The organism is Pseudomonas sp. N040 (assembly GCF_015637705.1).
Lineage (GTDB): Bacteria > Pseudomonadota > Gammaproteobacteria > Pseudomonadales > Pseudomonadaceae > Aquipseudomonas.
This window is the reverse complement of record NZ_JADOBE010000001.1, coordinates 359,393-383,619: the sequence shown is the minus strand read 5'-3', so window position 1 is coordinate 383,619 and position 24,227 is coordinate 359,393. Positions and strand designations below refer to the sequence as shown.

Below are 24,227 nucleotides of genomic sequence, written 5' to 3'. Positions count from 1 at the left end.
AGCCAGATTTGTAGGGTGGATAACGTCGCTTGCGACTTATCCACCAGAGCAAGGTGGGTAAGGCTGCGCCGTTACCCACCCTACATGTGACCCCTGCGCTGTACTCATTCCCGGAGCCTCCCTTGCCTGCACAGACCTACAGCCGCACCGAACTGACGCGCTTTTTCATCTCCTGTCTGGCCGGCTTTCTTGCCGGGCATCTGACCAACTATTCGGTGATCCTGTTTGCTCAGGATGTCTGGCAGCGTGATGCGCTGGCCGGTGCCGGCTTTGGTTTGTGCTTTGGCGTGCCGCTGCTGCTCGGCTGGCCGGCGGGGGCCTGGTGCGACCAGTACTCGCCGCAGCGCATTGCGCAGATTGCCCATGGCGCGTTCTTTGTCGCGCTGGTCTTGCTGGCGGCAGCCAGTCGTGCCGAAGTCTATGGCGTGCAGCTGTATCTGCTCGGCGCCACCGCCACCGGGATCGGCTGGTCGCTGCTGGCGCCGGCACGCATGGCCTTGCTCGGACGCATGGCTGGCCTGCAACAGGCCCGGCTGGCGGTGCTGTTCAACCTGCTGGTGATGCTTGGCTTTGGTCTGGCGCCTTTGCTGCTGGCAGCGGCACGGGTCGAGGGTGGCTGGACCGCGGTGCAGGTGATCGGCTTGCTGCTGTTTGGCCTGGCCAGCCTGATGCTGGTCGGCCTCAAGGTCCCGGCGCTGGGCGGCGAGGGCCATGTGTTCGAGCGCATCCGTCAGGGCTTTGCCTATGCCCGGGGTACGCCGTTGCTGACGCAGGCTTTGCTCACGGCCGTCCTGATCTATCTGGCCATGGGCCCGATCCAGGTCATGCTGCCGCGCTTTGCCCAGCAGGTGCTGCATCTGCAGGAAATGCAGCGCGGCATGTTTCTCGGCGCACTGGCGCTGGCCTTCCTAATTGGCGGCGCCATCGCCTTGCCGCTGGCCAAACGCTTTGGCCAGGGCCATGTGCTGCTGATTGCCGCGTTGATCAGCGGCGGCGGGCTGATCCTGCTGGCCAGCAGTGAAAGCCTGGGCACGGCGCTGTTGTGCCTGGGCCTGAACGGCATCTGCGCCGGCACCGCCATCAGTCTGGTGGTAGCGCTGCTGCAGCATGAAAGTGAACCGGCACTGCGCGGCCGCCTGCTGAGCATCTACACCGTCACCAGCCAGGTGATTCCGGCCGCTGGCGGGCTGGGTGCGGGTCTGCTGCTGGAAGTGCTGCCGGCTAATCATGGCCTGCTGCTGGTGGGTGGCATCCTGTCGCTGCTGTTTGTGCTGGCGATCTGGCGTTTGCGGCTGCTGCGCAGCTACGCCTGAGTCTGGTTGCATTGATTCGCAGCCTGCCGAGGCTGTTGCTAAGGTCAGTCGAGTACTGGCCGGGGTAACCGGCCACTGCTAGTGGCATTCCCGTGACTGGAGGTGTGTATGAACAACGCAATCACCCTGCTCGCCCGGCTGTTGCTCGGGCAGCTGTTTCTGCTGGCCGGGCTGGGCAAGCTGACTGCCTATGCCGGCGCCCAGGGTTACATGGAAAGCATGGGCGTGCCCGGCATGCTGCTGCCGCTGGTGATCCTGCTGGAGGCTGGTGGCGGCCTGGCGCTGATCATCGGCTGGCTGACCCGCTGGGTAGCGCTGGCGCTGGCCGGCTTCTGCCTGCTGGCGGCGCTGATCTTCCACAGCAATTTCGCCGACCAGGTACAGATGGTCATGTTCATGAAGAACCTGGCCATCGCCGGCGGCTTTCTCCTGCTCTACGTGCAGGGCGCCGGGGCCTACAGCCTGGATGCGCGGCGCGCCGGCTAGGCGGGGCGACATACCGTGCAAAAATCTTGTAGTTCAGTGAAACGCTCGGGCTTACCAGCGCTCGCCCCGTAACACCGGGCCCCGCTGACGGTTAGTGGCCTGTACGGTTAGTTGGTTAACTCAAGTTCGGATGGCCGTGGTCCTGAAACAAGGCTCCGTGACGAGGCATAGCAGGGCTATGGCGAGGAGCGGTAACGCAGTATCGGGGCTGCGGACGCCGAAATTGACTAACTGGACTAACCACACAGGTCACTGATACCGCCAGGTAGGAGTTACAGCTTGCACACCTTCGACCAGGGAGGGGGCTCATGGACGCTCTGCACGCGTTGTTAATGGCCGATTTTCTCGCCTGAACGGCCCGCCAGCCGCTCGCGCGCTCTCTTTAGAAATACCCCTCGATTTTCTTTTTCTCCATTGAGCCGTCCTGATCGTGGTCGATCAGCCGGCCCTGGCGCTCGGATGTCGTGCAGGTGAGCATTTCCTGAATGATCGACGGCAGGTCGCGGGCCGTTGACTCCACGGCCCCGGTCAGCGGATAGCAGCCCAGCGTGCGGAAGCGTACCCAGCGTGTTTCGATGCGTGCGCGCTCGGCGGCGCTCAGGTACGGCAGGATGCGTTCGTCATCAATGCAGATCAGCGTGCCCTGCCATTCCAGCACCGGCCGTTCGGCCGCGCGGTACAGGTCGACGATCTCGATATTCTCCAGATGGATGTATTGCCAGATATCCAGTTCGGTCCAGTTGGACAACGGAAATACGCGCAGGCTCTCGCCCGGATCGACCCGGCTGTTGTACAGATTCCACAATTCCGGCCGTTGCTGTTTCGGATCCCAGCGGTGGTGGCGGTCGCGGAAGGAGAACACACGTTCCTTGGCACGGGATTTTTCCTCGTCGCGGCGGGCGCCACCAAAGCAGGCATCGAACTTGTAGTGATCCAGTGCCTGTTTGAGGGCTTCGGTTTTCATCACATCGGTGTACTTGGCCGAGCCGACCGAAAACGGATTGATGTCCGCCGCCACGCCTTGCTGATTCACATGCACCAGCATGTTCAGGCCCAGTTTGGCTGCCAGCCGGTCACGGAATTCGCCCATTTCACGGAACTCCCAGGTGGTATCCACGTGCAGCAGCGGGAACGGGATCGGACCGGGAAAGAACGCCTTGCGGGCCAAGTGCAGGAGTACGGTCGAGTCCTTGCCGATGGAGTAGAACAGGCAGGGGTTCTGCTTCTCGGCCACGACCTCGCGCAGGATATGCATGGCTTCGGCTTCCAGGGCGCGCAGGTGGGTCATGCGCGGGAAGGACATTGGCGCGGGCTTGAGCATGGAGGTTTCCTTATTCATGGATTGCATTGCGGGCAGTGACCAGGCTCGGCGAACCCTGTCCGGTAACGTGTCTCGGCGTGACCGCAGGCACCGCACAACCAGAGTTCGCTGAGCGTCTGCGCGGTCGGGTGGGCACAATCCAGGCAAGCCAGTCCTGGTTGCAGCTGTTGCACCGAATATCCGGCGGCCTGACAGGCAGGGCAGTTGATCGCCAGGCGCATGGCCAGTTGATTGGCGGCGCGCTTGATCAATGCCTGTCGGCTTGGGTTGAGGTGCGCACGCATGTCGGTTTCCAGCCAGACCCGGTCCTGCGTGTGCAGAATGGCCAGGACGATTTGCTCGAATTGCGCCGGGTCCCGCAGGCCTTTGCAAAAAACGCCATCGCCGCTCTGGCCGATGATCAGGGCATGCTCCGGAAAGCCGGCTTTGCTGGCAAATGCGCGGGCATCCTCCAGGCTGGTGACCCAGCGCTGGGCATAGTTGGTATCACTGCCGCCCTGACTGGCATACACCGCATAGCCCTGCTCGGCGTCCCACCAGCACAGCAGTTCGCTGTCCCAGGGCAGCATGCGCAGGTAAGGGTCACGGCCAAAGCTGCCTTCGCTGCCCAGGCCATAGCGCGTTCCTGCCAGTTGGGCGGCCAGTCGTGCCTTGGTCAGGGCTGTCTCATGGGCGCTGCCGGTGCGCGCCACTTCGCGGCTGAAAGTACCCAGCCGATCAGTATCGAAGCTGTCCACGGTCTTTACTGCAAAGCCGATGTCAGCCAGGCAGTCAGCCACCAGCGGTGCCTTGTCGTGTTTGGTGAGAAAGGCCAGTGTCTGCATCTTTGTCTCCCTAACCGTGCACGGCAGCAAACCCGGCTTCGCCGTCGAAGTTGTAGAGGTTCTCGGTTTTCACCACATCGAACCCGGCATCGTGCAGGCGCACCTGCAGGGCCAGTACATCATCGAAGCCGATCGGCTCGGCGGGTGACTTGAACCGGCAGCGCCAGTGGTCGACACAGAAGGTTTCCGGGAAACCCTGTGGCCAGACTTTCACGCCGCGGTTGGTGATCAGTTGCAGCGGCAGCTCTTGCGTGCCGTGTGGCTTGAGGGCCTGGCCGAGCTGATTCGGCGGCCCTTCGCGCCACTGCAGGAACACGTCGACACCGACCAGATCCTTTTTCTTGGGCTTGGCGCGCACCACTTCGGGCAGCGTCAAGGGGCCGCTGTTGCTGTAGGTCACCGGCGCCAGAACTTTGGGTAGCTCGCCGAGGCGTTCGATCACCGCGTCAGCGAAGGCCCGGGTGCCCAGCAGCTGTTGGCTCTGGCCGGCGCGGAAGATGTCGGCCGTGTGCAGCCCTTCTTCCAGCGTGCGCAGCCAGGCGTTGTGAATGCTCTCGGCGACCCCGGCCTGACCGATGTGCAGCAGCATCTGAATGGCGCCGTGCAGCAGGCCGGAAGGGTTGGCCACATCGTCGGCCAGATCCGGTGCCGAACCGTGAATGGCCTCGAACATGGCGCACTGGTCGCCGATATTGGCGGAACCGGCCATGCCCACCGAGCCGGCGATCTGTGCTGCCACATCCGAGAGAATGTCGCCGTACAGATTGGGCATGACGATCACATCGAAGCGCTCGGGCGTGTCGGCCAGCCGCGCCGCGCCGATGTCGACGATCATGCTGTCGCGGGCGATGTCCGGATACTGGGCGCCGATCTCGTTGAAGACCTGATGGAAGAGTCCATCGGTCATCTTCATGATGTTGTCCTTGACGAAGCAGGTCACGCGCTGGCGACCTTGCTGCCGGGCATATTCGAAGGCGTAGCGCACGATGCGCTCGCAGCCCGGGCGGGTGATCAGTTTCAGGCACTGGAAGACTTCTTCGGTTTGCCGGTGTTCGATACCGGCGTACAGGTCCTCCTCGTTTTCGCGCACGATCACCACATTCATCTGCGGATGGCGGGTCGGCACAAAGGGCGCGTAGGCCACGCAGGGGCGGACGTTGGCATACAGGCCGAGCGCCTTGCGGGTGCTGACATTCAGGCTTTTGTAGCCGCTGCCCTGCGGCGTGGTGATGGGGGATTTCAGAAGCACCCGGGTGCGCCGCAAGGATTCCCAGGCGCTGTCAGCAATGCCGCTGCTGTTGCCGCGCAGGTAGACCTGCTCGCCAATTTCGATGACCTCGGGTTCGATCTGCGCCCCGGCGGCCTCGAGGATGCGCAGGGTGGCCTGCATGATGGCCGGGCCGATGCCGTCGCCATAGGCGACGGTGATGGGGGTTCTGGACATGAAGCGCCTCGTCGGATTCAGGTTGACGGGCGCATTGTCGATTAATCAATTTATTGTTAATAATCGATTAGTTACCGATAAATCATCGTGGATAAGCAATGACAAAGAGTCGCTTTCATACCCGCCAGACCACCTTTCGCCAGCTGGAAATCTTCCGCGAAGTGGCAGAGCGCCTGAGCGTCACCGAGGCAGCCCGCCACTTGCATCTGGCCCAGTCCTCGGTGTCTACCCAGCTGGGCAAGATGGAGCAGGCGTTGGGCTACAGCCTGTTCGAACAGATTGGCAAGCGTCTTTACCTGACCGAAGCCGGGGAAGAAGTCCTCTCCGGCACGCGGGAAATCTTCAGTGCGCTGGACAGCCTGGAAATGCGTCTGGCACAAATGCGCGGCATGACGCTGGGGCAATTGCGGCTGGGCGTGGTGACCACCGCCAAGTATCTGGTGCCGCGCCTGCTCGGGCCTTTCTGCAAGGCGTACCCGGAGGTCGAGGTGCAATTCAATATCGCCAACCGCTCGGAAGTGATCCGCCGTCTGCAGGAAAATCTGGATGACCTCTATGTGTTCAGCCAGCCCCCCGAGCAGCTGGATATCCTCGCCATCCCGCTGGCCGACAATCCGCTGGTGGTGATCGCCCCGGCGCGGCATCCGTTGGCTGGCCAGCGCGCCATCAACTGGGAAGCACTGGCCGGCGAGCCTTTTATCAGCCGCGAAAGCGGCTCCGGTACCCGGCATGCCATCGAAGAGCACTTTGCGCGCTTTGGCTGGCACTGTTCGCCGCGCATGACCATCGAAAGCAATGAGGCGATCAAGGAATCGGTAGCCGCCGGGCTGGGGATCTCCATTGTGTCGCGGCACACCCTGCTGCACACCGCGCCGGGGAATCTGGTCGAGCTCGACGTGCAGCAGTTTCCCATTCCCAACCGCTGGTATCTGGTGCGCTGGCGCACCAAGCGGCTTTCGCCGGTGGCGGAAACCTTTGCGCAATTTGTGCGCGAAGCCGATCTATTGTCTAAAGACAATACATAATTACCTGATAATCGATTATCAGTAATAAGTCTTCAGGGTTAGCTTCAACTCGTACCCCCACAAGGAGCGCGCCCATGAAAACCGTCCATAAGCATCAGGTTCCTTATCACCGCGATGGCTTGACGCTGTCCTTACCTGCAGGCCACCGGCTACTCAAGGCCGAATACTTGCCCTATACCAAGACCGTTTGCTGCTGGGTTGAGGTGCCGACCGATCCGCGCCTGCCCAAACAAGAGGTGCAACTGCGCCTGTTCAGTAGCGGCGATGGAATCCCCAAGGCTTACGCCTATGTGGATACCGCGATCAACAGCCTCGATCAGGACGCCTGGCACCTGTATCAGTTGCGTCTGGGATCTGAGGCGGCGGTCGCCTGATTCAGGCGAGCAACTGGCTGGCGCGTGCCAGTCGGTCATGCACGGCCAGCCAGGCAGGCGCCTCTGTTGGCAGCTGGATCAATAGGCGTTGCAGGCCGAGGCCGTCAAGTTGGTACAGTGCGGCATACAGGCCCTGGGCATAGGCGCTGGGCTCATTGCCCAGGCTGATGGAAGGCCCTGCAGTGGCCAGGCCCTCGCCACACCAGAGCCAGGCGTACTGCGGGTTACCGAGGTCTGCAACGGGTGTCTGGGCAAAGCGCCAGCTGGGTGTGGTCGGCGCATAGTGCTTCTTGTGCTGACCCGGTACGCGCACCGCGCTGTCTGCCCCCCGTAGCAGGATTGCGCCCAGTACTGCTTCTATCTGCCCGGGGCTGAGCATGCCTTCGCGCAGCAGTCTGGGCTGATCGTTGGGCAACAGGCTGACGATGGTCGATTCCAGCCCGACCGCACTTTCGCCGCCATCCAGAATCAGCAGGTCGCTGTCAGCAAACTGTTGCCCCACATGGGCGGCGCAGGTCGGGCTGATGGACATGTAGCGGTTTGCCGAGGGTGCCACCAGTCCTCCATCAAACCGGCGCAGCACTTCCAGCGCCAGGGGGTGCGCGGGTACGCGCAAGGCCACGCTGTCCTGCCCGGCGGTGATGCTGCGTGAAACATGCGCATGCGCCGGCAGGACCAGCGTCAGCGGGCCGGGCCAGAAGGCTTTCATCAGGCGTTGCGCAGCAGCAGTAATATCGCGCGCCCACTCCTGTGCCTGTTCAGCACTGGCCAAATGGATGATCAGCGGGTTGCTGGCCGGCCGACCCTTGAGCGCAAAGACCTTGGCCACCGCGCTTTGGTTGCGCGCATCGGCCGCCAGTCCGTAAACCGTTTCCGTGGGTAACGCCAGCAGTTCGCCGGCTTTGAGCCGTTCACAGGCGAGTTGCGGGCAAGTTGTCAGCAGCGGCATCGCGTAAACCGGTCAGGCGAAAAGGGCGCGCATTCTGCCGAATAAGCACAGGTTCGGCAGCCAGAAATACTTTGCAAAATCTGTATGGTTGAGTGCAGCGCTGGGATTTACTAAGGTGCGTCGCGTAACACCGGGCCCCTCTGACGGCTAGCGCCGCCATGTCGGAGTTACAGCTTGTACAACTTCGACTAAGGAGGGGCTCATGGAAGCTCTGCACGCGTTCTTAATGGCCGATTTTCTCGGCACCACCACCTGGCTGTGGCTGGTTTTCATCACTGTTGTGATTTCCCTGCTGGCGTTTGACCTTGGTGTGCTGCATCGCGATAACCGCGAGATCGGCGTCAAGGAAAGCCTGCTGCTGTCTGCTGGTTACATCACGGCTGGCCTGTTGTTCGGCCTGTGGGTGTGGCTGCAGAAAGGCGGCGATGCCGGAATGGATTTCTACACGGGCTTTCTCATCGAAAAATCGCTGTCGATGGACAACGTGTTCCTCATGGCGATCATCTTCAGCTTCCTTGCCATCCCGCGGCAGTACCAGCACAAGGTGCTGTTCTGGGGCATCCTGGGCGTGATCGTGTTGCGCGCCATCATGATTTCGCTGGGCGCCGCCCTGATTCATGAATACAGCTGGATTCTGTATGTGTTCGGCGCGTTCCTGGTGATCACTGGCGTGAAGATGCTGTTTGCCAAGATCGATGAGACGCCGAATCTGGCAGACAACTTCATGGTCAAGTACCTGCGTAAACACCTGCGGGTAACCGACCGTTTGCATGAACAGCGTTTCTTTGTGCGCCAGCCGGATGCGACCGGAAAGAGCGTGCTGTGGATTACGCCGCTGTTTCTGGCGCTGATTCTCATCGAACTAGCGGATCTGGTATTCGCGGTCGACAGTGTGCCGGCGATTTTTGCCATCACTCAGGACCCTTTCATCGTCTACACCTCGAACATCTTCGCCATCCTTGGTCTGCGCGCCCTGTACTTTGCCCTGGCGGCGCTGATCCATCGCTTTGCTTACCTGAAGTATGCGCTGGCGCTGATCCTGGTGTTCGTCGGCATGAAGATCTTCCTGGTCGGCATCATCGGCAAGATCCCGCCGGTATTTTCGCTGAGCGTGACCCTCACCTTGCTGGCTGGCGGCGTGCTGTTCTCGTTGTGGAAAACCCGCAACGATCCACCACTGCAGCTCAATGCAGCCACTGACAAATAAGCTGCGCCACCCCGCTAGCAATCAGCTGGCGGGGCGGTCGGCGGTAACTGGTTTGTTAAAGGAGTCTGGGATGAATAGCTTTAAAAACACGTTTTTGGCGGGTTTGCTTGGCCTGGCGCTGGTCAGTCTGGCCGGTTGTGATGCGGCGGAGCAGTCTGCCCGTGACTTGGCGAGTCAAGCCAAGCAGGCCGCGCAAGAACTGGCGCAGGCAAAACTCAGGGAGTCCGTCGAGGCGCTAAATGAACAGGTAGACAAGGTGCAAGGCAAAGCCGAAGACTGGACGAAACAGCCAGACACGGCCCGGGATCAACCTGCAGAAGAGCTAAAGCCGTTAGCTCGGGACTTGCCAGCGGGCAGTCTGGAAACCTGATGCAGTCAAGGTTTCAGGCGCGCGCGGTATTCGCCGGGGGTCAGCCCGGTCCACTGGCGGAAGGCGCGGAAGAACACGCTGGGCTCCGAGTAGCCGAGCAGCAGGGCGATTTCCGCAGCCGGTAGCTGGCCGTCGCGCAGATGACGTTCGGCCAGCTGGCGGCGGGTATCATTGAGCAGTTGCTGGTAGCTGCTGCCTTCCGCGGCCAGTCGCCGTTGCAGGGTGCGCTCGCTCAGCTGCAGGCTGGCAGCCAGCCCTGCGCGCTCGGGTTCGCCAAAGCCCAGCTGGGCGCTGAGCAGGGCGACCACGCGGGCACTCAGGCTTTCACTCGGCAGGCGTGCCAGCAGCGCTTCGGCATGCTGGCGCAGCAGGCTCTGCAGGGCTGGGTTGGCCTGGGTCAGGTGGGTTTCGCGCTGCGCCGCCGGCAGCACCAGGGCGTAGTCGGCGGCGGCAAATTCCAGCGGGCAGCCGAAGCAGGCCTGGTAGGTCTCCAGCTGTGCCGGGGGCGCATGCGCCAGGCGCACCGCCAGCAGCCGGAAGTCGCTGAGCAGCGGGCGCATCCACTGCACCCAGCAGGCCATCAGGGCGAGGATGCGCGGGCGGTTGGCCGGGTGTCCCGGGTGGCTGGGCTGGTAGATCAGTTGCAGGCGCTCGCCGTCATCGCTGACCTGCAGTTGGCCACCCTCGCCGACCAGGCGCTGGTAACGCTGCGCGGTTTCCAGCGCGGCACCCAGGGTCGGGCTGCATTGCAGCAGGTAGCCGAGCACGCTGAACGGCCCTGGCGCCAACTGCAGGCCGATCGCCAGACCCGGTTCGGGATGTGCCACGCGGGCTTGCACGGCCTGCCAGAGCAGCTGCTGCGCCGGCAACGGGATACGCGCATCCGGGTCGGCCAGTTGCGCTTCGCCGAGGCCGCAGTACGCGAGCAGCTCGCTGCGCGCCACGCCGAGGCGTTCGGCCGCCTGCAGCACGGCCTGGGTCAGGCTGGCGCTGACCGAGGCATGCACGGGGCTGGCAGGCATGGCGGGCGGCCGTCAGCTGCGCACGGGCAGCGGATGGGTGCGCCCGTGGGCGTCGATGGCGACGAACACGAACTGCGCTTCGGTGACCTTGCGCCGCTGGCTGGACAGCGGGTCGCGGTCCCACACCTCGACCAGCAGCTGGATCGAGCTGCGCCCGACCTCCATGACCTGGGTGTAGAAGGACAGCTGGCTGCCGACCGCGACCGGCACCAGGAACACCATGCGCTCGATGGCCACGGTGGCGACCCGTCCCGCGGCAATCCGGCTGGCCATGGCGGTGCCGGCCAGGTCCATCTGCGCCACCAGCCAGCCGCCGTAGATATCGCCGAAACCATTGGTCTCGCGCGGCATGGCGGTGATCTGCATGTTCAGCTCGCCCTGTGGGACAGGGTCATCTTGTTCGGTTTCATACATGACGCAACGATCTCGGCCCTGTTGTTGTGTTGGCTGGGCGCTGCGCAGTATATCGGGCGCGCGCATAGCTCGCGACCGCCGCAGTTTGCTATCGTGCGGCAGCGGCTGCCGGCCGTCCGACAGCAGAATTCCAACAAGAACCCAGCGAGAATCCCGCCGCCATGTCCTCCGTGCTTTCCAGCGCCACCGCCGCCACCCGCCCGCTGCAGCGCAGCGACTACAAGACCCTCTCGCTGTCCGCGCTGGGTGGCGCCCTGGAGTTCTACGACTTCATCATCTTCGTGTTCTTCGCCGCGGTGGTCGGCAAGCTGTTCTTCCCGGCGGACATGCCGGAATGGCTGCGCCAGTTCCAGACCTTCGGCATCTTTGCCGCCGGTTATCTGGCGCGGCCGCTGGGCGGCATCATCATGGCGCACTTCGGCGACCTGCTCGGGCGCAAGCGCATGTTCACCCTGAGCATCTTCCTGATGGGCGTGCCGACGCTGGCCATGGGCCTGCTGCCGACCTACGCGCAGATCGGTATCTGGGCGCCGCTGGCGCTGTTGCTGCTGCGCATCGTGCAGGGCGCGGCGATCGGCGGTGAGGTGCCGGGCGCCTGGGTGTTCGTCTCCGAGCACGTGCCGGCCAGGCATGTCGGCTTTGCCTGCGGCACCCTGACCGCCGGCCTGACCAGCGGCATCCTGCTCGGCTCGCTGACCGCGACGCTGATCAACAGTGTCTACAGCCCGCAGGAAGTGCTGGACTGGGCCTGGCGCCTGCCGTTCCTGCTCGGCGGGGTGTTCGGCCTGTGCGCCGTCTATCTGCGCCGCATGCTGCAGGAGACCCCGGTGTTCGCCGAGCTGCAGCAGCGCCAGGCGCTGGCCGCCGAGTTGCCGCTGCGCACGGTGCTGCGCGAGCACCGCGGGGCGATCGCGCTGTCGATGCTGCTGACCTGGGTGCTGTCGGCCGCCATCGTGGTGGTGATCCTGATGACCCCGACCCTGCTGCAGACGCTCTACGGCTTCGATGCGGCCACCGCGCTCAAGGCCAACAGCCTGGCTATCGTGTTCCTGTCGATCGGTTGCGTAGCGGCGGGAGCGATTGTCGACCGCGTGGGGGCGGGGCGGGTGCTGCTGGTCGGCGGGCTGTTGCTCGGGGTGTCCGCCTGGACCTTCTACAGCAGCCTCACGCTGCATCCGCACTGGCTGTTCCCGCTGTATGCGCTGACCGGCCTGCTGGTCGGCACCATCGGCGCAGTGCCCTTCGTCATGGTCAATGCGTTTCCGCCGGTGGTGCGCTTCTCCGGGCTGTCGTTTTCCTACAACCTGGCCTATGCGCTGTTCGGCGGCCTGACGCCGCTGATGGTGTCGCTGCTGATCAAGTGGGATCCGCTCGGGCCGGGCTACTACGTGGCGGCGCTGTGCGGGCTGGCGCTGCTCATCGGCCTGTACCTGTGCAGCAAGGGGCGCTGACCCGGCGCCGCGGCGCAGGGTGGGCGTAAGGCGGACCTAGGGTGGGCGTAGGGTGGGCTTCAGCCCACCAAAAGCGCAAAACAGCAGGTCGAACCGGAGGTTGGCCGCGGTGGGCCAAGGCCCACCCTACGGCTCGGCGCTGACCCGCCAGATAGTGTTGCCCACATCGTCGCTGACCAGCAGCGCGCCCTGCTGGTCGACCAGCACGTCCACCGGCCGGCCCTGGGCCTGACCTTCGGCATTCAGGAAGCCGCTCAGCACGTCGACCGGCAGGCCGTCCGGCAGGCCGTCCTTGAACGGCACGAAGATCACCTTGTAGCCGCTGTGCGGCTTGCGGTTCCACGAGCCATGCTGGCCGACGAACAGGCCCTGCTGCAGGCCGGGCAGCTTGCTCTGGTCGGCGAAGGCAATGCCCAGCGACGCGGTGTGCGGGCCGAGGGCGTAATCCGGCACCAAGGCTTTGGCCACCATCTGTGGATTCTGCGGCTGCACCCGCTCATCCACGTGCTGGCCGTAGTAGCTCCACGGCCAGCCGTAGAAGCCGCCGTCCTTGACCGAGGTGATGTAGTCGGGGACCAGGTCGCTGCCGATCTCGTCGCGCTCGTTGACCGCCACCCACAGCGCCCCGGTCTGCGGTTCCCAGGCCAGGCCGTTGGGGTTGCGCAGGCCGCTGGCATACAGGCGCTTGTCGCCCGTGGCCGGATCAACTTCCCAGATCGCCGCGCGGCCTTCCTCGGTGTCCATGCCGTTCTCGCCGATGTTGCTGTTGGAGCCGACGGTCACGTAGAGCTTCTTGCCGTCCGGGCTGGCGATGACGTTCTTGGTCCAGTGGTGGTTGAGGCCGGCCGGCAGGTCGGTGACCTTGCTGCCGGCGGCGCTGATCTCGGTCTGGCCCGGCTGGTAGGCAAAGCGCAGCAGCGCATCGGCATTGGCCACGTAGAAGTCGTTGCCGACCAGGGCCATGCCGAACGGCGAGTACAGGTTGGCCAGGAACGTCGTGCGCAGCTCGGCGACGCCATCGTGATCGCTGTCGCGCAGCAGGGTGATGCGGTCGGCACTGACCACCCCGGCGCCGGCGCGGGTCATGATGAGGTCGCCGATCCAGGCCCTGAAGTTGAAGCCGGAGTCGCGCGTCGGCTTGTTGCTTTCCGCTACCAGCACGTCGCCATTGGGCAGCTGGTAGAGCCAGCGCGGATGATCCAGACCATCGGCAAAGGCATTGACCCGGGTGCCGGCGATGCCCTGCGGCTTGCCTTCGGCGGGCCAGCCGACCGCCTTGGCGATATTCACCGTGGGTAGCACGCCCTGCACCGGTGGTGGCAGTTGCGGGTGCGGGCCGCTGCCTTGCTCTACGCTGAGGGTGGCTTGTTCCGCGCAGGCCGTGCAGGTGACGAGGAGTAGTGCGAGGGGTAGCAGACGGACTGGTTGCATGGGGTTCTCCGCGTGGCTTAGGCAAGGCTCGAAAAAAGTGCGAGCAGTCATCCAACTGTAATAATCACTTCGTAGAGTACGGCCACGGACTGAAAAACAGGCCGGCCCTACACTCCCAGGAGCATGCTATGAAACTGAAGCGTTTGATGACCAGTATGGCGTTTGTTGCCGCAGGCGCGGTCAGCGCCAGCGCAATGGCCAATGTCGACCCGGCCATTCCGGCCTATACCAAGGTCAGCGGTGTATCCGGCAACCTGTCCAGCGTCGGTTCCGATACCCTGGCCAACCTGATGACTCTGTGGGCGGAAGCCTACAAGAAGCAATACCCCAGCGTGAATATCCAGATTCAGGCCGCCGGTTCTTCCACCGCGCCACCCGCGCTGACCGAAGGCACCGCCAACCTCGGCCCGATGAGCCGCAAGATGAAGGACGTCGAGCTGCAGGCCTTCGAGGCCAAGTATGGCTACAAGCCGACCGCGATTCCGGTGGCAGTCGATGCCCTGGCGGTATTCGTCAACAAGGACAACCCGATCAAGGGCCTGACCATGGAACAGGTTGACGGTATCTTCTCGGCCAACCGCCTGTGCGGTGGCAGCAACATCCAGACCTGGGGTGACCTGGGCCTGACCGGTGATTTTGCCGACAAGCCGATCCAGCTGTTCGGGCGCAACTCGGTGTCCGGCACCTACGGCTACTTCAAGGAAGATGCCCTGTGCAAGGGTGACTTCAAGGGCAACGTCAACGAGCAGCCGGGTTCCGCTTCGGTGGTGCAGTCGGTCAGCCAGTCGCTGAACGGTATCGGTTACTCGGGTATCGGCTACAAGACCTCCAGCGTGCGTGCCCTGCCGCTGGCCAAGCGCGGCAGCACGACCTTTGTCGATGCCGATGAAGCCCATGCGCTGGATGGCACCTACCCGCTCGGTCGCTTCCTCTACGTCTACGTGAACAAGGCGCCGAACAAGCCGCTGGCTCCGCTGGAGCTGGAGTTCATCAAGCTGGTGCTGTCGCAGCAGGGTCAGCAGGTGGTGGTCAAGGACGGCTACATTCCGGTGCCGGCCAAGGTTGCCGCCAAGGCACTGGCAGAACTCAGCAAGTAAGTCTGTGCAAGTCACTTAGAGGAAAGCGCGGCGGCTCAGTTGGGCGCCGCGGCAAGGACGCATGCAGGGGGCCAGGTCTGATCCTGGCCTCGACTATTTCCGGCGGGTGATTTCTCCGGCAGCGTTTGGGCCGCTATTGTCATCTGTCTGTCATATTTCGCGGCTAGGGTGTGCGCATGATCGATCCGGCAGCTAATCGAATGGCAATTCCAATGACTACTCCCACTGCATCGCGAATTGATTTCAACACCCCGGCCTTGCAGCGCAAGCGCCGCATCCGCGCCCTGAAAGACCGCCTGACCAACTGGTACGTGCTGGTCGGCGGGCTCGCCGTGCTGGCCACGATCACCCTGATCTTCTTCTACCTGGCCTATGTGGTGCTGCCATTGTTCCGTGGCGCCGAGCTGACCGCGCTCAAGACGCAAAGCCCGGCCTGGCTGCAGGAGGCCGGCCAGCCGCTGCTGCTGGCGATCGAGGAGCAGAATGAAATCGCCTTGCGGGTTTCCGCCCAGGGCCAGGCAGTGTTCTTCAATGCCAAGACCGGCGCCGAGCTCAAGCGCGTCAAGCTGCCGATCCCGGCCGAGCGCAAGCTGGTGTCGCTGCAACAGGGCTTGCCCGGCAGTGCGCTGCTGATTGCCGGCCTGAGCGGTGGCGAAGCGCTGGTCATGCGCCACAACTACATGGTCAGTTATCCCAACGACCAGAAAACCGTCACGCCGGTGATCGAATACCCCTATGGCGAAACGCCGTTCCAGCTCGATCCGAAAGGCCGTCCGCTTGAGCATGTGAACCTTTCCGCAACCGATGGCAACCTGCTGCTGGCAGGCTCTACCGGCGCCGAGCTGCACCTGTTGCAGCTGCGCGAAAGCGAAAACATGATGACCGGCGAGATCACCCGCGAGCAGCAGCGGATTGTCCTGCCGCAACTCAAGGAGACGATCAAGGCGCTGTACATCGACGTGCAGAGCAACTGGCTGTTCGTGCTCAATGGCCGGGCGCACATGGATGTGTTCAACCTGCGCCAGCGCACCCTCAACGGCCGCTATGAAATGACCACCGATGCCAGTACGGAAGTGACGGCCAGCAGCCAGTTGCTGGGGGGCATCTCGCTGCTCATCGGTGACTCCAAGGGCGGCATCGCGCAGTGGTTCATGGCCCGCGACCCGGATGACGAGCAGCGCCTCAAGCACATCCGCGACTTCCAGCTGGGCGACGCGGCGATTACCCAGATCGTCCCGGAAGAGCGGCGCAAGGGCTTTGTCGCGCTGAATGCTGGCGGCGAGCTGGGCGTGTTCCACAGCACCGCGCAGCGCACCCTGCTGATCGAAACGGTTGCCGGCAAGGGCGCCGAGATGTTCGCCCTGTCGCCGCGCGCCAACCGGATTCTGCTGGAAGACGGCAACCAGTTACTGAAGTTCGCCGTGGCAAACGAGCATCCGGAGATTTCCTGGAGCTCGCTGTGGAGCAAGGTCTGGTACGAGAGCTATGAAGAGCCCAAGTACATCTGGCAGTCGACGGCAGCAACGGCCGATTTCGAGCCGAAGATGAGCCTCGCACCGCTGACCTTCGGTACCCTCAAGGCGGCCTTCTACGCCATGCTGCTGGCCGCGCCACTGGCCGTTGCCGCGGCCATTTACACCGCGTATTTCATGGCGCCCGGCATGCGCCGCAAGGTCAAGCCGGTGATCGAGTTGATGGGCGCGCTGCCCACCGTCATCCTCGGTTTCTTTGCCGGCCTGTTCCTCGCGCCCTATGTCGAAGGCCACCTGCCGGGCATCTTCAGCCTGCTGCTGCTGACCCCGCTGGGCATCCTGCTGGCCGGCTTTGCCTGGAGCAGTTTGCCGGCCGGCTTGCGCCAGCGCGTGCCGGATGGCTGGGAAGCGGCGATCCTGATCCCGGTGGTGTTGCTGGTGGCCTGGTTTGCCCTGGGCGTCAGCCCGCAGCTGGAAAACTGGCTGTTTGGCGGTGACATGCGCCTGTGGATTTCCAACGACCTGGGCATCCAGTTCGATCAGCGCAATGCCCTGATTGTCGGTCTGGCCATGGGCTTTGCGGTGATTCCGAACATTTTCTCGATTGCCGAAGATGCGGTGTTCAGCGTGCCCAAGGGCCTGACCCTGGGCTCGCTGGCGCTCGGTGCAACCCCCTGGCAGACGCTGACGCGGGTGGTGATCCTGACCGCCAGCCCGGGCATCTTCTCGGCGCTGATGATCGGCATGGGCCGCGCCGTCGGCGAGACCATGATCGTGCTGATGGCCACCGGCAACACGCCGGTAATGGAACTCAACCTGTTCGAAGGCATGCGCACCCTGGCGGCCAACGTGGCGGTGGAAATGCCGGAGTCCGAGGTGGGTGGTTCGCACTACCGTGTGCTGTTCCTCTCGGCGCTGGTGTTGCTGACGTTCACCTTTGTCATGAACACCCTGGCTGAACTGATCCGGCAGCGCCTGCGGGGCAAATATGCCTCCCTGTAATTGTCTCGCCCGGCAGCTGCAAGGCTGCCGTGTAAACGAATTTGATGAAGGAAGGTTTCGGTGAAACAGCACAATCTGAAATCCTGGGTCAAAAGTGGTGCTCCCGGCATCTGGATCAGCGGTGGGGCCGTATCCATTGCGGTGATCATGACCGTCGGCCTGTTGCTGTTGATCGCTTATCGGGGTCTCGGCCACTTCTGGCCGGCGGATCTGCTGCAGGCGCGTTATTCGATTCCCGGCCAGGAATCCCGCCTGCTGGTCGGTGAGCTGGTTGAAGCGGAAGAAGTCAGCCGTGCGCGGCTCAAGGGTGCCGGCTTCCCGGTGGGCACGGATGGCCCGGAATTCATGACCCGCGACCTGATCAAGGTGGGCAATCGGGATATCAATGGCAGCGATTTCACCTGGGTGATCGGCGAGTGGCTCAGCGAGAAGAGCTATCCGCTGGACCTGATCGCGCTGGAACGCCGCGAATGGGGTAATTTCTACGGCTATCCGGTCAGCCTGAAGGAAGCCGGCAAAGTGGTGGCTGAAGGCGCCGAGGTCTGGCCGCTGCTGCAGGAGCGGCTGGAGCGTACGAGCAATCTGGCCACCGATCTGGCGCGTATCGAAAAGAAAGAAATCAATGCGATCAATCACGGTCTCGAGCGTCTGCGTCTGCAGACGCGCAAGCTGGAGCTAGACGGGCAGCTGGATGCGGGCGCACAGGCGGACATCGCTGCCGAGCGCGCAGAGCTGCAGGCCCGTTATGAGGTGCTGGAAAAAGAGCTGATTCGCCTGCATACCGACGTCGACCGTGACAGTCTGGTGATGCGTGACGTCAGCGGCCAGGAAAAGGAAATCAGCCTGGGCTCCATCGTCCAGGCGCAGCAGCCGAATGCCATGTCGGTGTTCGCCAAGATCGGCAGCTATGTGGCCAACCTGTGGTCGTTCCTCAGCGATGACCCGCGCGAAGCCAACACCGAAGGCGGGATTTTCCCGGCGATCTTCGGCACCGTGATGATGACCATGCTGATGGCGGTGATCGTCACCCCGTTCGGCGTGCTGGCGGCGGTGTATCTGCGCGAGTACGCCAAGCAGAACGCCTTCACCCAGATCGTGCGCATCGCGGTGAACAACCTGGCGGGTGTGCCGGCCATCGTCTACGGCGTGTTCGGCCTGGGCTTCTTCGTCTACGTGCTGGGTGGTTCGCTGGACCGCCTGTTCTTCCCCGAAGCCTTGCCGGCGCCGACCTTCGGTACTCCGGGGCTGTTGTGGGCGTCGCTGACCCTGGCGATTCTGTCGGTGCCGGTGGTGATTGTCGCCACCGAGGAAGGCCTGGCGCGGATCCCGCGGGCACTGCGCGAAGGCTCGCTGGCGCTGGGTGCAACCAAATCGGAAACCCTGTGGAAGGTGGTGCTGCCGATGGCCAGTCCGGCGATGATGACCGGGCTGATCCTCGCCGTGGCGCGCGCCGCCGGCGAAGTGGCGCCGCTGATGCTGGTCGGGGTGGTCAAGCTGGCGCCGGCACTGCCGGTGGACGGCAACTACCCGTACCTGCACTTCGACCAGAAGATCATGCACCTGGGCTTCCATATCTACGACGTCGGCTTCCAGAGCCCCAACGTCGAGGCCGCGCGGCCGCTGGTGTACGCCACGGCGCTGCTGCTGGTCGCGGTGGTCGCCTTGCTGAATATCTCGGCGGTTACCCTGCGTAACCACCTGCGTGAAAAATACAAATCACTGGAACACTAGACATCAGCCTATTGCCGGTTACCCAACAGGTTCCAACCGCAGACGGCTTGAATGGAGTGAAGCATGCAACAGCAACCGCATACCCACGGCATCAACATCAGTGCGCTGAAGCGCGACCAGCAGAGCATGAATCTGGCCAATGAAACCGTGGGCATTGATGTCCCCGGCCTGAACCTGCATTACGGCCAGAAGCAGGCGTTGTTCGACGTCAAGATGCAGATTCCCAGCCAGCGCGTGACCGCCTTTATCGGGCCGAGCGGCTGCGGCAAGTCGACCCTGTTGCGCTGCTTCAACCGCATGAATGACCTGGTCGACGGCTGCCGGATCGACGGTGAAATCCGCATGGACGGCAAGGACATCAATGCCCGTGACGTGGATGTGGCCGACCTGCGCCGGCGTGTCGGCATGGTGTTCCAGAAGCCCAACCCGTTCCCCAAGAGCATCTACGAGAACGTTGCCTACGGCCTGCGCATCCAGGGCATCAACCAGAAGCGCATCCTCGACGAGGCCGTCGAGCAGTCGCTGCGCGGTGCGGCGCTGTGGGACGAGGCCAAGGATCGCCTGAACGATTCCGCCCTGGGCCTGTCCGGCGGCCAGCAGCAGCGCCTGGTGATTGCCCGCACCATCGCCGTGCAGCCCGAAGTGCTGCTGCTCGACGAACCCTGCTCGGCGCTCGACCCGATCTCCACCCTGAAGGTGGAAGAGCTGATCCACGAGCTCAAGCGCAAGTTCACCATCGTCATCGTCACCCACAACATGCAGCAGGCGGCGCGGGTGTCCGACTACACCGCGTTCATGTACATGGGCAAGCTGGTCGAGATTGGCGACACCGATACGCTGTTCACCAACCCGTCGACCAAGCAGACTGAAGACTACATCACCGGCCGCTATGGCTAGCCCCCGGCCATGGGAAAGCGCGCCGGGCTGTGTCGGCGCCGCTTGCCGTACGAGTTGTACAGTGACCCACAGGGATGTGGGAAATGCCTGAAGCGAAGGGATCGCGAAAGGCGCGGCGCCTCCTTGCCCGACACGCTTTCCCAAGGGCCGGAATAGGCCAGCTGACAAGAACATCCACCCGTTTGCAAGGGTTCAATCATGATCAATAAAGACAGCCTCACCCAGCACATTTCCGCCCAGTTCAATGCCGATCTCGAGGCCGTGCGCAGCCACCTGCTGGCCATGGGTGGCCTGGTCGAGAAACAGGTCAACGACGCAGTGACCTCGCTGATCGAAGCCGATGCCGCGCTCGCCGGGCGTGTCCGCGAAGCGGATGCCCAGATCAACCAGATGGAAGTGTCGATCGACGAGGAGTGCATCCGCATTCTCGCCCGGCGCCAGCCGGCGGCCTCCGACCTGCGCCTGATCATCGGGATTTCCAAGTCGGTGATCGACCTCGAGCGCATCGGTGACGAAGCCACCAAGATCGCCAAGCGCGCACTGGAGCTGTCCGGCGACGACGGCGCCACCCGCGGCTACGACGAGATCCGCCATATCGGCGACCAGGTGCGCAAGATGGTGCAGGAGGCACTGGACGCCTTTGCCCGTTTCGATGTCGAGCTGGCGCGCTCGGTGGCGCAGTACGACAAGACCATTGACCGCGAGTACAAGAGCGCCCTGCGCGAGCTGGTCACCTACATGATGGAAGACCCGCGCTCGATCTCCCGCGTGCTCAACGTGATCTGGGCGCTGCGCTCGCTGGAACGGATCGGCGACCACGCGCGCAACATCGCCGAGCTGGTGATCTACATGGTGCACGGCACCGATGTGCGGCACAAAAGCCTGGCGGGCAGCAAGCCGGCCAGCGGCCCTGACGATAGCGCGGAGTAACGGCCGGCAGCAGGTCCGGCCTATTTCATCTTGGATGGCAGGTGCAGCTGCGCGCCGGCGACCATGAAGTTGCCGTGGCCGCGGTGATGGATGGTCTGCGGCGGTTCAGCCGCGGAACTGATCCAGGCATGCACGGCCTCCAGCACGAAGAAGCAGTACTTGCCCAGCAGCGTGGTATCGACCACCCGGCACTCGATGCTGGCGAAGCACTCGGCGATCAGCGGTGCGCCAACGCACCTGGCCGGCCGCGGCGTCAGGCCGAACCTGGCGAACTTGTCCAGCCCGGCACCGCAAGTGTTGCCGCAGCCAACCACCTGCTCGGCCAACGCCGCCCCCGGCAGATTGATCACGCATTCGCCGGACTGCAGCAGCAAGCCGTGCGAGTAGTTGCCGTCGCTGACCACGCAGCCGATCAGCGGCGGCTCGAATTCGAGCATGCAGTGCCAGGACATGGCCATGACATTGCGCTGCCCGGCAAACGCCGTGCTCAGCAACACCACCGGGCCAGGCTCCAGCAGGGTGTAGACCTTTCCCAGCGGCAATGAGCGCACCGGTGTTCTCCTCGCAGCCCGCGGCTGCCGCAAGCAGCAGGCGCGGCCTCAGCCGAGGCGTTGCAGCAGCAGGAAGGCAACCAGCAGCAGCGTATTGATTGCCCAGGCTGCCGTCAGCAGGCGGGCGATATCACCGTGGAGCGGGTTTTTCACGTTGCCGCTGCAGTGCCAGATCTCGCAGATGATCCAGACGGTGTAGGCCAGCAGCAGGCTGAACATGAGCAGCACACTGGCCAGTGGCGCCGCGCTGAAATACACCGCGAGGCTGGCGGCCCACAGCAGGTTGCTGGGGAGCACGCCGTAGAGCCAGAAGATGTCGCGCAGCGGGCGGTCGATCAAGAGCGCGTGCAAGGGTGAGTGCAAGGGTGCGGTGTTCATGCTGGTGACCCTCCGCGAGTTGGCGGGACGGGCGCTGCGAACCGGCAGGCGGTCGCACGGGGCGCCCTGTTTTCAGCCTAGTCCGTCCCTCCTGCGTGTCAAAACGCCACGCCACGCGGTGCCGGTCGCTGCACTGGATCACACTCCGGAGGCTGCCGGCTCGCTTGCCGCGGGCGGCACTGCTAGTCTTCAGGGCCTGGATCATCAGTACGCCCCCTGCCCCATGACATTTCGCCTGAGCACTTTCTGCCTGCTGCTGCTGCTGGTTGCCGGCCCGGCCGCTGCCCTGACCGTCTACAAGCACGTCGACCCGCAGGGCAACGTGACCTACACCGACCAGCCGCTGCCCGGCGCCCAGGTCTTCGTGTTCCGCGACCGCATGATCGAGCGTCTCGACCTGCAGGTGAAGCTGGAAACCAGGCAGCATGAAGCCGGCGAAACCCTGCTGGTGCGCAATGATCTGTACGCCCCGGTGGAGATCGAGCTGGAACTCAGCGGGGTGGCCAACGCCGTTGGCGTGCCGGCCAAGCCGGTACACTGGGTGCTGCCGCCGCGCAGCAAGATCCGCCTGCTGACCCTGGCACCGCGCGACCCGCAACAGCCGCTGCGCTACACGCCCAAGCTGCACTACGCGCTCGGTGATCCGCGCCTGCTGCCGAAGAGCTATCCCTATCCGCTGCCGTGGCGTGGCGGGCCGTTCCGCCTGACCCAGGGTGCCAACGGCAAGTACAGCCACTTCACGCCCAAGGGCCGCTACGCGCTGGACATCGCCATGCCCGAAGGCACACCGATCGTCGCCGCGCGCAGTGGCATGGTGGTGAAGATTGAAAACCAGCAGAGTGGTCGCGGTAACAATCCTTCCGGCAACTTCGTGCGGGTGCTGCATGACGACGGCACCATGGGCGTCTACCTGCACCTGATGCGCGGCTCGGTGCAGGTCCGCGAGGGCCAGCGGGTGGCGCTCGGCGAGCGGCTGGCGCGCTCCGGCAATACCGGTAACAGCACTGGCCCGCACCTGCACTTCGTCGTGCAGCGCAATGTCGGCATGGCCCTGGAGTCGATTCCCTTCGACTTTGCCCAGCCGGTCGACAGCCTGCCCAACTTCGCCGTCGGCGGCGACTGAGCGCGCCGCACTGAAAGCGGGCGGCGCGCCTAGTGCTGGTGCGGGGCGCCCGCCGCGACAACCTGAAGGGCGTCCGCCCTGCTGCACAACCCACTGAATTGGAAGCGTTTTATTGTCGGCTTCGAGGCTCGGTCGAAGACTGGCACCGGACTTGCTTTATCCCTGTTGAACGGGATGCAGCAGCGCGCCGGTCTGACCGGCGTACCGAGCACACACAGGAGTTGTACCAGAGGCGAACTAGGGTTCCGCTCCACTGCGGTGGATGGCTGGTCCGAGAGTTCTCCGGCTTCAGGGACTGAAGCTACACGGCGGGATAAAAGCCCGGGAGACGCGTTGTCATCCCGTGCCTGATTCTCACTGTGTAGGAGCGTTGCCATGACCACCATGCTGTCCAGCTGCAAGCCCTTTTCCCTGCGCAAGACCCTGCTCGGAGCCTGTCTGGCCTCGGCTGCCGCGCTGCTCCCCCTGACCGCCCAAGCCATCGAAACGATGAAGATCGGTACCGTGGTGTGGGCCGGCTACGCGCCCTTCTACGTCGCCGATCAGCTGGACCTGTACAAGGCCCACGACCTCAAGGTTGAACTGCAGTTCTTCAACGACCCGGCGCTGATTCCCTCGGCGATGGTCGGTGGCGCGCTGGATGGTGGCATGCTCACCTATGACCAGGTGATCGGCTCGGTGGCCAAGGGTCTCAAGCACCGCGTGGTGATGCCGATCGACTTCTCCAACGGCGGCGACGCCATCGTCGCGGACAAGTCGATCACCTCGGTGGCCGGCTTCAAGGGCCAGAAGGTCGGCTTCAACCCGCTGTCGCCTTCCGACTTCCTGCTGGCCTATGCACTGAAGAGCAACGGCCTGAGCGACAAGGACATCATCCCGGTGAACATGACCCCGGAAGCCATTCCCGGCGCCATGGCCTCGGGCAGCCTGCCGGTGGGCGTCACCTACGAACCCAACGTCTCGCAGATCCTCGGCATGCCCGGCGACAAGTTCCATGTGGTGTATTCCTCCAAGGATGCGCCGGGGCTGATCACCGACGTGCTGGTGTTCGACGAGGCCGTGATTGCCAGGCAACCGGCGCAGATCAAGGCGCTGATCCAGGGCTATCTGGATGGTCTGGCCTACATGCAGAGCCACCCGGACGAAGCCGCCGCGATCATCGGCAAGGTGCTCGGCGTCTCGGCGGCTGAAGCCAGGGAACAGATGAGCGGCGTGTACAACATTCCGCTGGCCGAGATGGGCGCCAACTTCACCGAATCGACGGCCACCTCGTCCTTCTATGGCAGCGGCGCGGTGATCGGCCAGTTGCTCAAGGACAACGGCCAGATCACGACCGTGCCGGATTTTGCCCAGACCTTCGATGCGTCATTTGTCGAAACCCTCGCCAAGTAAGCCATTGCCGCAGCCTCCCACCT

Annotated in this window: 23 protein-coding genes and 1 riboswitch; of the genes, 14 read left to right on the top strand and 9 right to left on the bottom strand. The window is 63.6% G+C overall.

The window, feature by feature from the left end; genetic code table 11:
- The first annotated feature begins 122 nt into the window (after positions 1-122).
- Both ISX93_RS01780 and ISX93_RS01775 read left to right on the top strand, forming a co-directional pair.
- Positions 123-1,313, top strand: a complete 1,191-nt coding sequence (locus ISX93_RS01780) for an MFS transporter (RefSeq protein ID WP_195776967.1) — start codon at positions 123-125, stop codon at positions 1,311-1,313.
- A gap of 108 nt (positions 1,314-1,421) precedes the next feature.
- Positions 1,422-1,799, top strand: a complete 378-nt coding sequence (locus tag ISX93_RS01775; RefSeq protein ID WP_195776966.1) for a DoxX family protein — start codon at positions 1,422-1,424, stop codon at positions 1,797-1,799.
- A 382-nt stretch (positions 1,800-2,181) separates the two neighbouring features.
- Here ISX93_RS01775 and cysD read toward each other — a convergent pair whose 3' ends face one another.
- The 3 genes from cysD to ISX93_RS01760 are packed head-to-tail and all read right to left on the bottom strand — an operon-like array spanning position 2,182 to position 5,388.
- Positions 2,182-3,102, bottom strand: coding sequence for a sulfate adenylyltransferase subunit CysD (gene cysD / locus ISX93_RS01770; protein ID WP_229732008.1), 921 nt, complete (start codon positions 3,100-3,102; stop codon positions 2,182-2,184).
- Between the two features lie 32 nt (positions 3,103-3,134).
- Complete coding sequence (locus ISX93_RS01765) at positions 3,135-3,944, bottom strand: DUF6671 family protein (RefSeq protein ID WP_195776965.1); 810 nt, start codon at positions 3,942-3,944, stop codon at positions 3,135-3,137.
- 10 nt (positions 3,945-3,954) lie between these two features.
- Positions 3,955-5,388 carry an NADP-dependent isocitrate dehydrogenase gene (locus tag ISX93_RS01760; protein WP_195776964.1) on the bottom strand — a complete coding sequence of 478 codons (1,434 nt, stop codon included), beginning with the start codon at positions 5,386-5,388 and terminating at the stop codon, positions 3,955-3,957.
- Between the two features lie 98 nt (positions 5,389-5,486).
- Between ISX93_RS01760 and ISX93_RS01755 the strand changes: the two genes are divergently transcribed.
- Both ISX93_RS01755 and ISX93_RS01750 read left to right on the top strand, forming a co-directional pair.
- Positions 5,487-6,413: a LysR family transcriptional regulator gene (locus ISX93_RS01755; RefSeq protein ID WP_195776963.1), complete on the top strand. Its 927-nt coding sequence runs from the start codon at positions 5,487-5,489 to the stop codon at positions 6,411-6,413.
- Between the two features lie 74 nt (positions 6,414-6,487).
- Entirely contained in the window at positions 6,488-6,787 is a 300-nt protein-coding gene (locus ISX93_RS01750; RefSeq protein WP_195776962.1) for a DUF7352 domain-containing protein, read from the top strand.
- A gap of 1 nt (position 6,788) precedes the next feature.
- On the opposite strand, the gene ISX93_RS01745 is transcribed toward ISX93_RS01750, so the two are convergent.
- A complete protein-coding gene (locus ISX93_RS01745; RefSeq protein WP_195776961.1) occupies positions 6,789-7,736 on the bottom strand; it encodes an L-threonylcarbamoyladenylate synthase in 948 nt (315 codons plus the stop codon).
- Positions 7,737-7,938: 202 nt separating this feature from the next.
- Here ISX93_RS01745 and ISX93_RS01740 point away from each other — a divergent pair, with 202 nt between their 5' ends.
- Both ISX93_RS01740 and ISX93_RS01735 read left to right on the top strand, forming a co-directional pair.
- Positions 7,939-8,943 carry a TerC family protein gene (locus tag ISX93_RS01740; RefSeq protein ID WP_195776960.1) on the top strand — a complete coding sequence of 335 codons (1,005 nt, stop codon included), beginning with the start codon at positions 7,939-7,941 and terminating at the stop codon, positions 8,941-8,943.
- Between the two features lie 70 nt (positions 8,944-9,013).
- Entirely contained in the window at positions 9,014-9,313 is a 300-nt protein-coding gene (locus ISX93_RS01735; RefSeq protein ID WP_195776959.1) for a hypothetical protein, read from the top strand.
- A gap of 5 nt (positions 9,314-9,318) precedes the next feature.
- Here the strand turns inward: ISX93_RS01735 and ISX93_RS01730 are convergent, their stop codons facing one another.
- Both ISX93_RS01730 and ISX93_RS01725 read right to left on the bottom strand, forming a co-directional pair.
- Positions 9,319-10,335, bottom strand: a complete 1,017-nt coding sequence (locus tag ISX93_RS01730; protein ID WP_195776958.1) for an AraC family transcriptional regulator — start codon at positions 10,333-10,335, stop codon at positions 9,319-9,321.
- 12 nt (positions 10,336-10,347) lie between these two features.
- The gene (locus tag ISX93_RS01725) at positions 10,348-10,749 is read right to left on the bottom strand and encodes an acyl-CoA thioesterase (protein WP_195776957.1); all 402 of its coding nucleotides are present in this window, start codon (positions 10,747-10,749) and stop codon (positions 10,348-10,350) included.
- A 161-nt stretch (positions 10,750-10,910) separates the two neighbouring features.
- On the opposite strand from ISX93_RS01725, the gene ISX93_RS01720 reads away from it, so the two are divergent.
- Complete coding sequence (locus ISX93_RS01720; RefSeq protein WP_195776956.1) at positions 10,911-12,200, top strand: MFS transporter; 1,290 nt, start codon at positions 10,911-10,913, stop codon at positions 12,198-12,200.
- 126 nt (positions 12,201-12,326) lie between these two features.
- Here the strand turns inward: ISX93_RS01720 and ISX93_RS01715 are convergent, their stop codons facing one another.
- Complete coding sequence (locus tag ISX93_RS01715; RefSeq protein WP_195776955.1) at positions 12,327-13,631, bottom strand: PQQ-dependent sugar dehydrogenase; 1,305 nt, start codon at positions 13,629-13,631, stop codon at positions 12,327-12,329.
- 128 nt (positions 13,632-13,759) lie between these two features.
- Between ISX93_RS01715 and ISX93_RS01710 the strand changes: the two genes are divergently transcribed.
- The 5 genes from ISX93_RS01710 (at position 13,760) to phoU (ending at position 20,760) form a co-directional block, all read left to right on the top strand.
- Positions 13,760-14,728, top strand: coding sequence for a phosphate ABC transporter substrate-binding protein PstS family protein (locus ISX93_RS01710; protein WP_195776954.1), 969 nt, complete (start codon positions 13,760-13,762; stop codon positions 14,726-14,728).
- A gap of 176 nt (positions 14,729-14,904) precedes the next feature.
- Positions 14,905-17,202: an ABC transporter permease subunit gene (locus tag ISX93_RS01705; protein ID WP_195776953.1), complete on the top strand. Its 2,298-nt coding sequence runs from the start codon at positions 14,905-14,907 to the stop codon at positions 17,200-17,202.
- 60 nt (positions 17,203-17,262) lie between these two features.
- The gene (gene pstA, locus ISX93_RS01700; protein WP_195776952.1) at positions 17,263-18,933 is read left to right on the top strand and encodes a phosphate ABC transporter permease PstA; all 1,671 of its coding nucleotides are present in this window, start codon (positions 17,263-17,265) and stop codon (positions 18,931-18,933) included.
- A 63-nt stretch (positions 18,934-18,996) separates the two neighbouring features.
- Positions 18,997-19,830, top strand: a complete 834-nt coding sequence (gene pstB, locus ISX93_RS01695; protein ID WP_195776951.1) for a phosphate ABC transporter ATP-binding protein PstB — start codon at positions 18,997-18,999, stop codon at positions 19,828-19,830.
- Between the two features lie 198 nt (positions 19,831-20,028).
- Entirely contained in the window at positions 20,029-20,760 is a 732-nt protein-coding gene (gene phoU, locus ISX93_RS01690; RefSeq protein ID WP_195776950.1) for a phosphate signaling complex protein PhoU, read from the top strand.
- 20 nt (positions 20,761-20,780) lie between these two features.
- On the opposite strand, the gene ISX93_RS01685 is transcribed toward phoU, so the two are convergent.
- The gene (locus ISX93_RS01685; RefSeq protein WP_195776949.1) at positions 20,781-21,311 is read right to left on the bottom strand and encodes a flavin reductase family protein; all 531 of its coding nucleotides are present in this window, start codon (positions 21,309-21,311) and stop codon (positions 20,781-20,783) included.
- 48 nt (positions 21,312-21,359) lie between these two features.
- On the bottom strand, positions 21,360-21,689 hold the full coding sequence (locus ISX93_RS01680; RefSeq protein WP_195776948.1) for a hypothetical protein: 330 nt from the start codon (positions 21,687-21,689) through the stop codon (positions 21,360-21,362).
- Positions 21,690-21,912: 223 nt separating this feature from the next.
- Here ISX93_RS01680 and ISX93_RS01675 point away from each other — a divergent pair, with 223 nt between their 5' ends.
- Together ISX93_RS01675 and ISX93_RS01670 are read left to right on the top strand one after the other, a co-directional pair.
- Complete coding sequence (locus ISX93_RS01675) at positions 21,913-22,812, top strand: peptidoglycan DD-metalloendopeptidase family protein (RefSeq protein ID WP_195776947.1); 900 nt, start codon at positions 21,913-21,915, stop codon at positions 22,810-22,812.
- A gap of 226 nt (positions 22,813-23,038) precedes the next feature.
- A riboswitch (guanidine-I (ykkC/yxkD leader) is annotated at positions 23,039-23,142 on the top strand.
- A gap of 45 nt (positions 23,143-23,187) precedes the next feature.
- On the top strand, positions 23,188-24,204 hold the full coding sequence (locus ISX93_RS01670; protein ID WP_229731968.1) for an ABC transporter substrate-binding protein: 1,017 nt from the start codon (positions 23,188-23,190) through the stop codon (positions 24,202-24,204).
- The last annotated feature ends 23 nt before the right edge of the window (positions 24,205-24,227 follow it).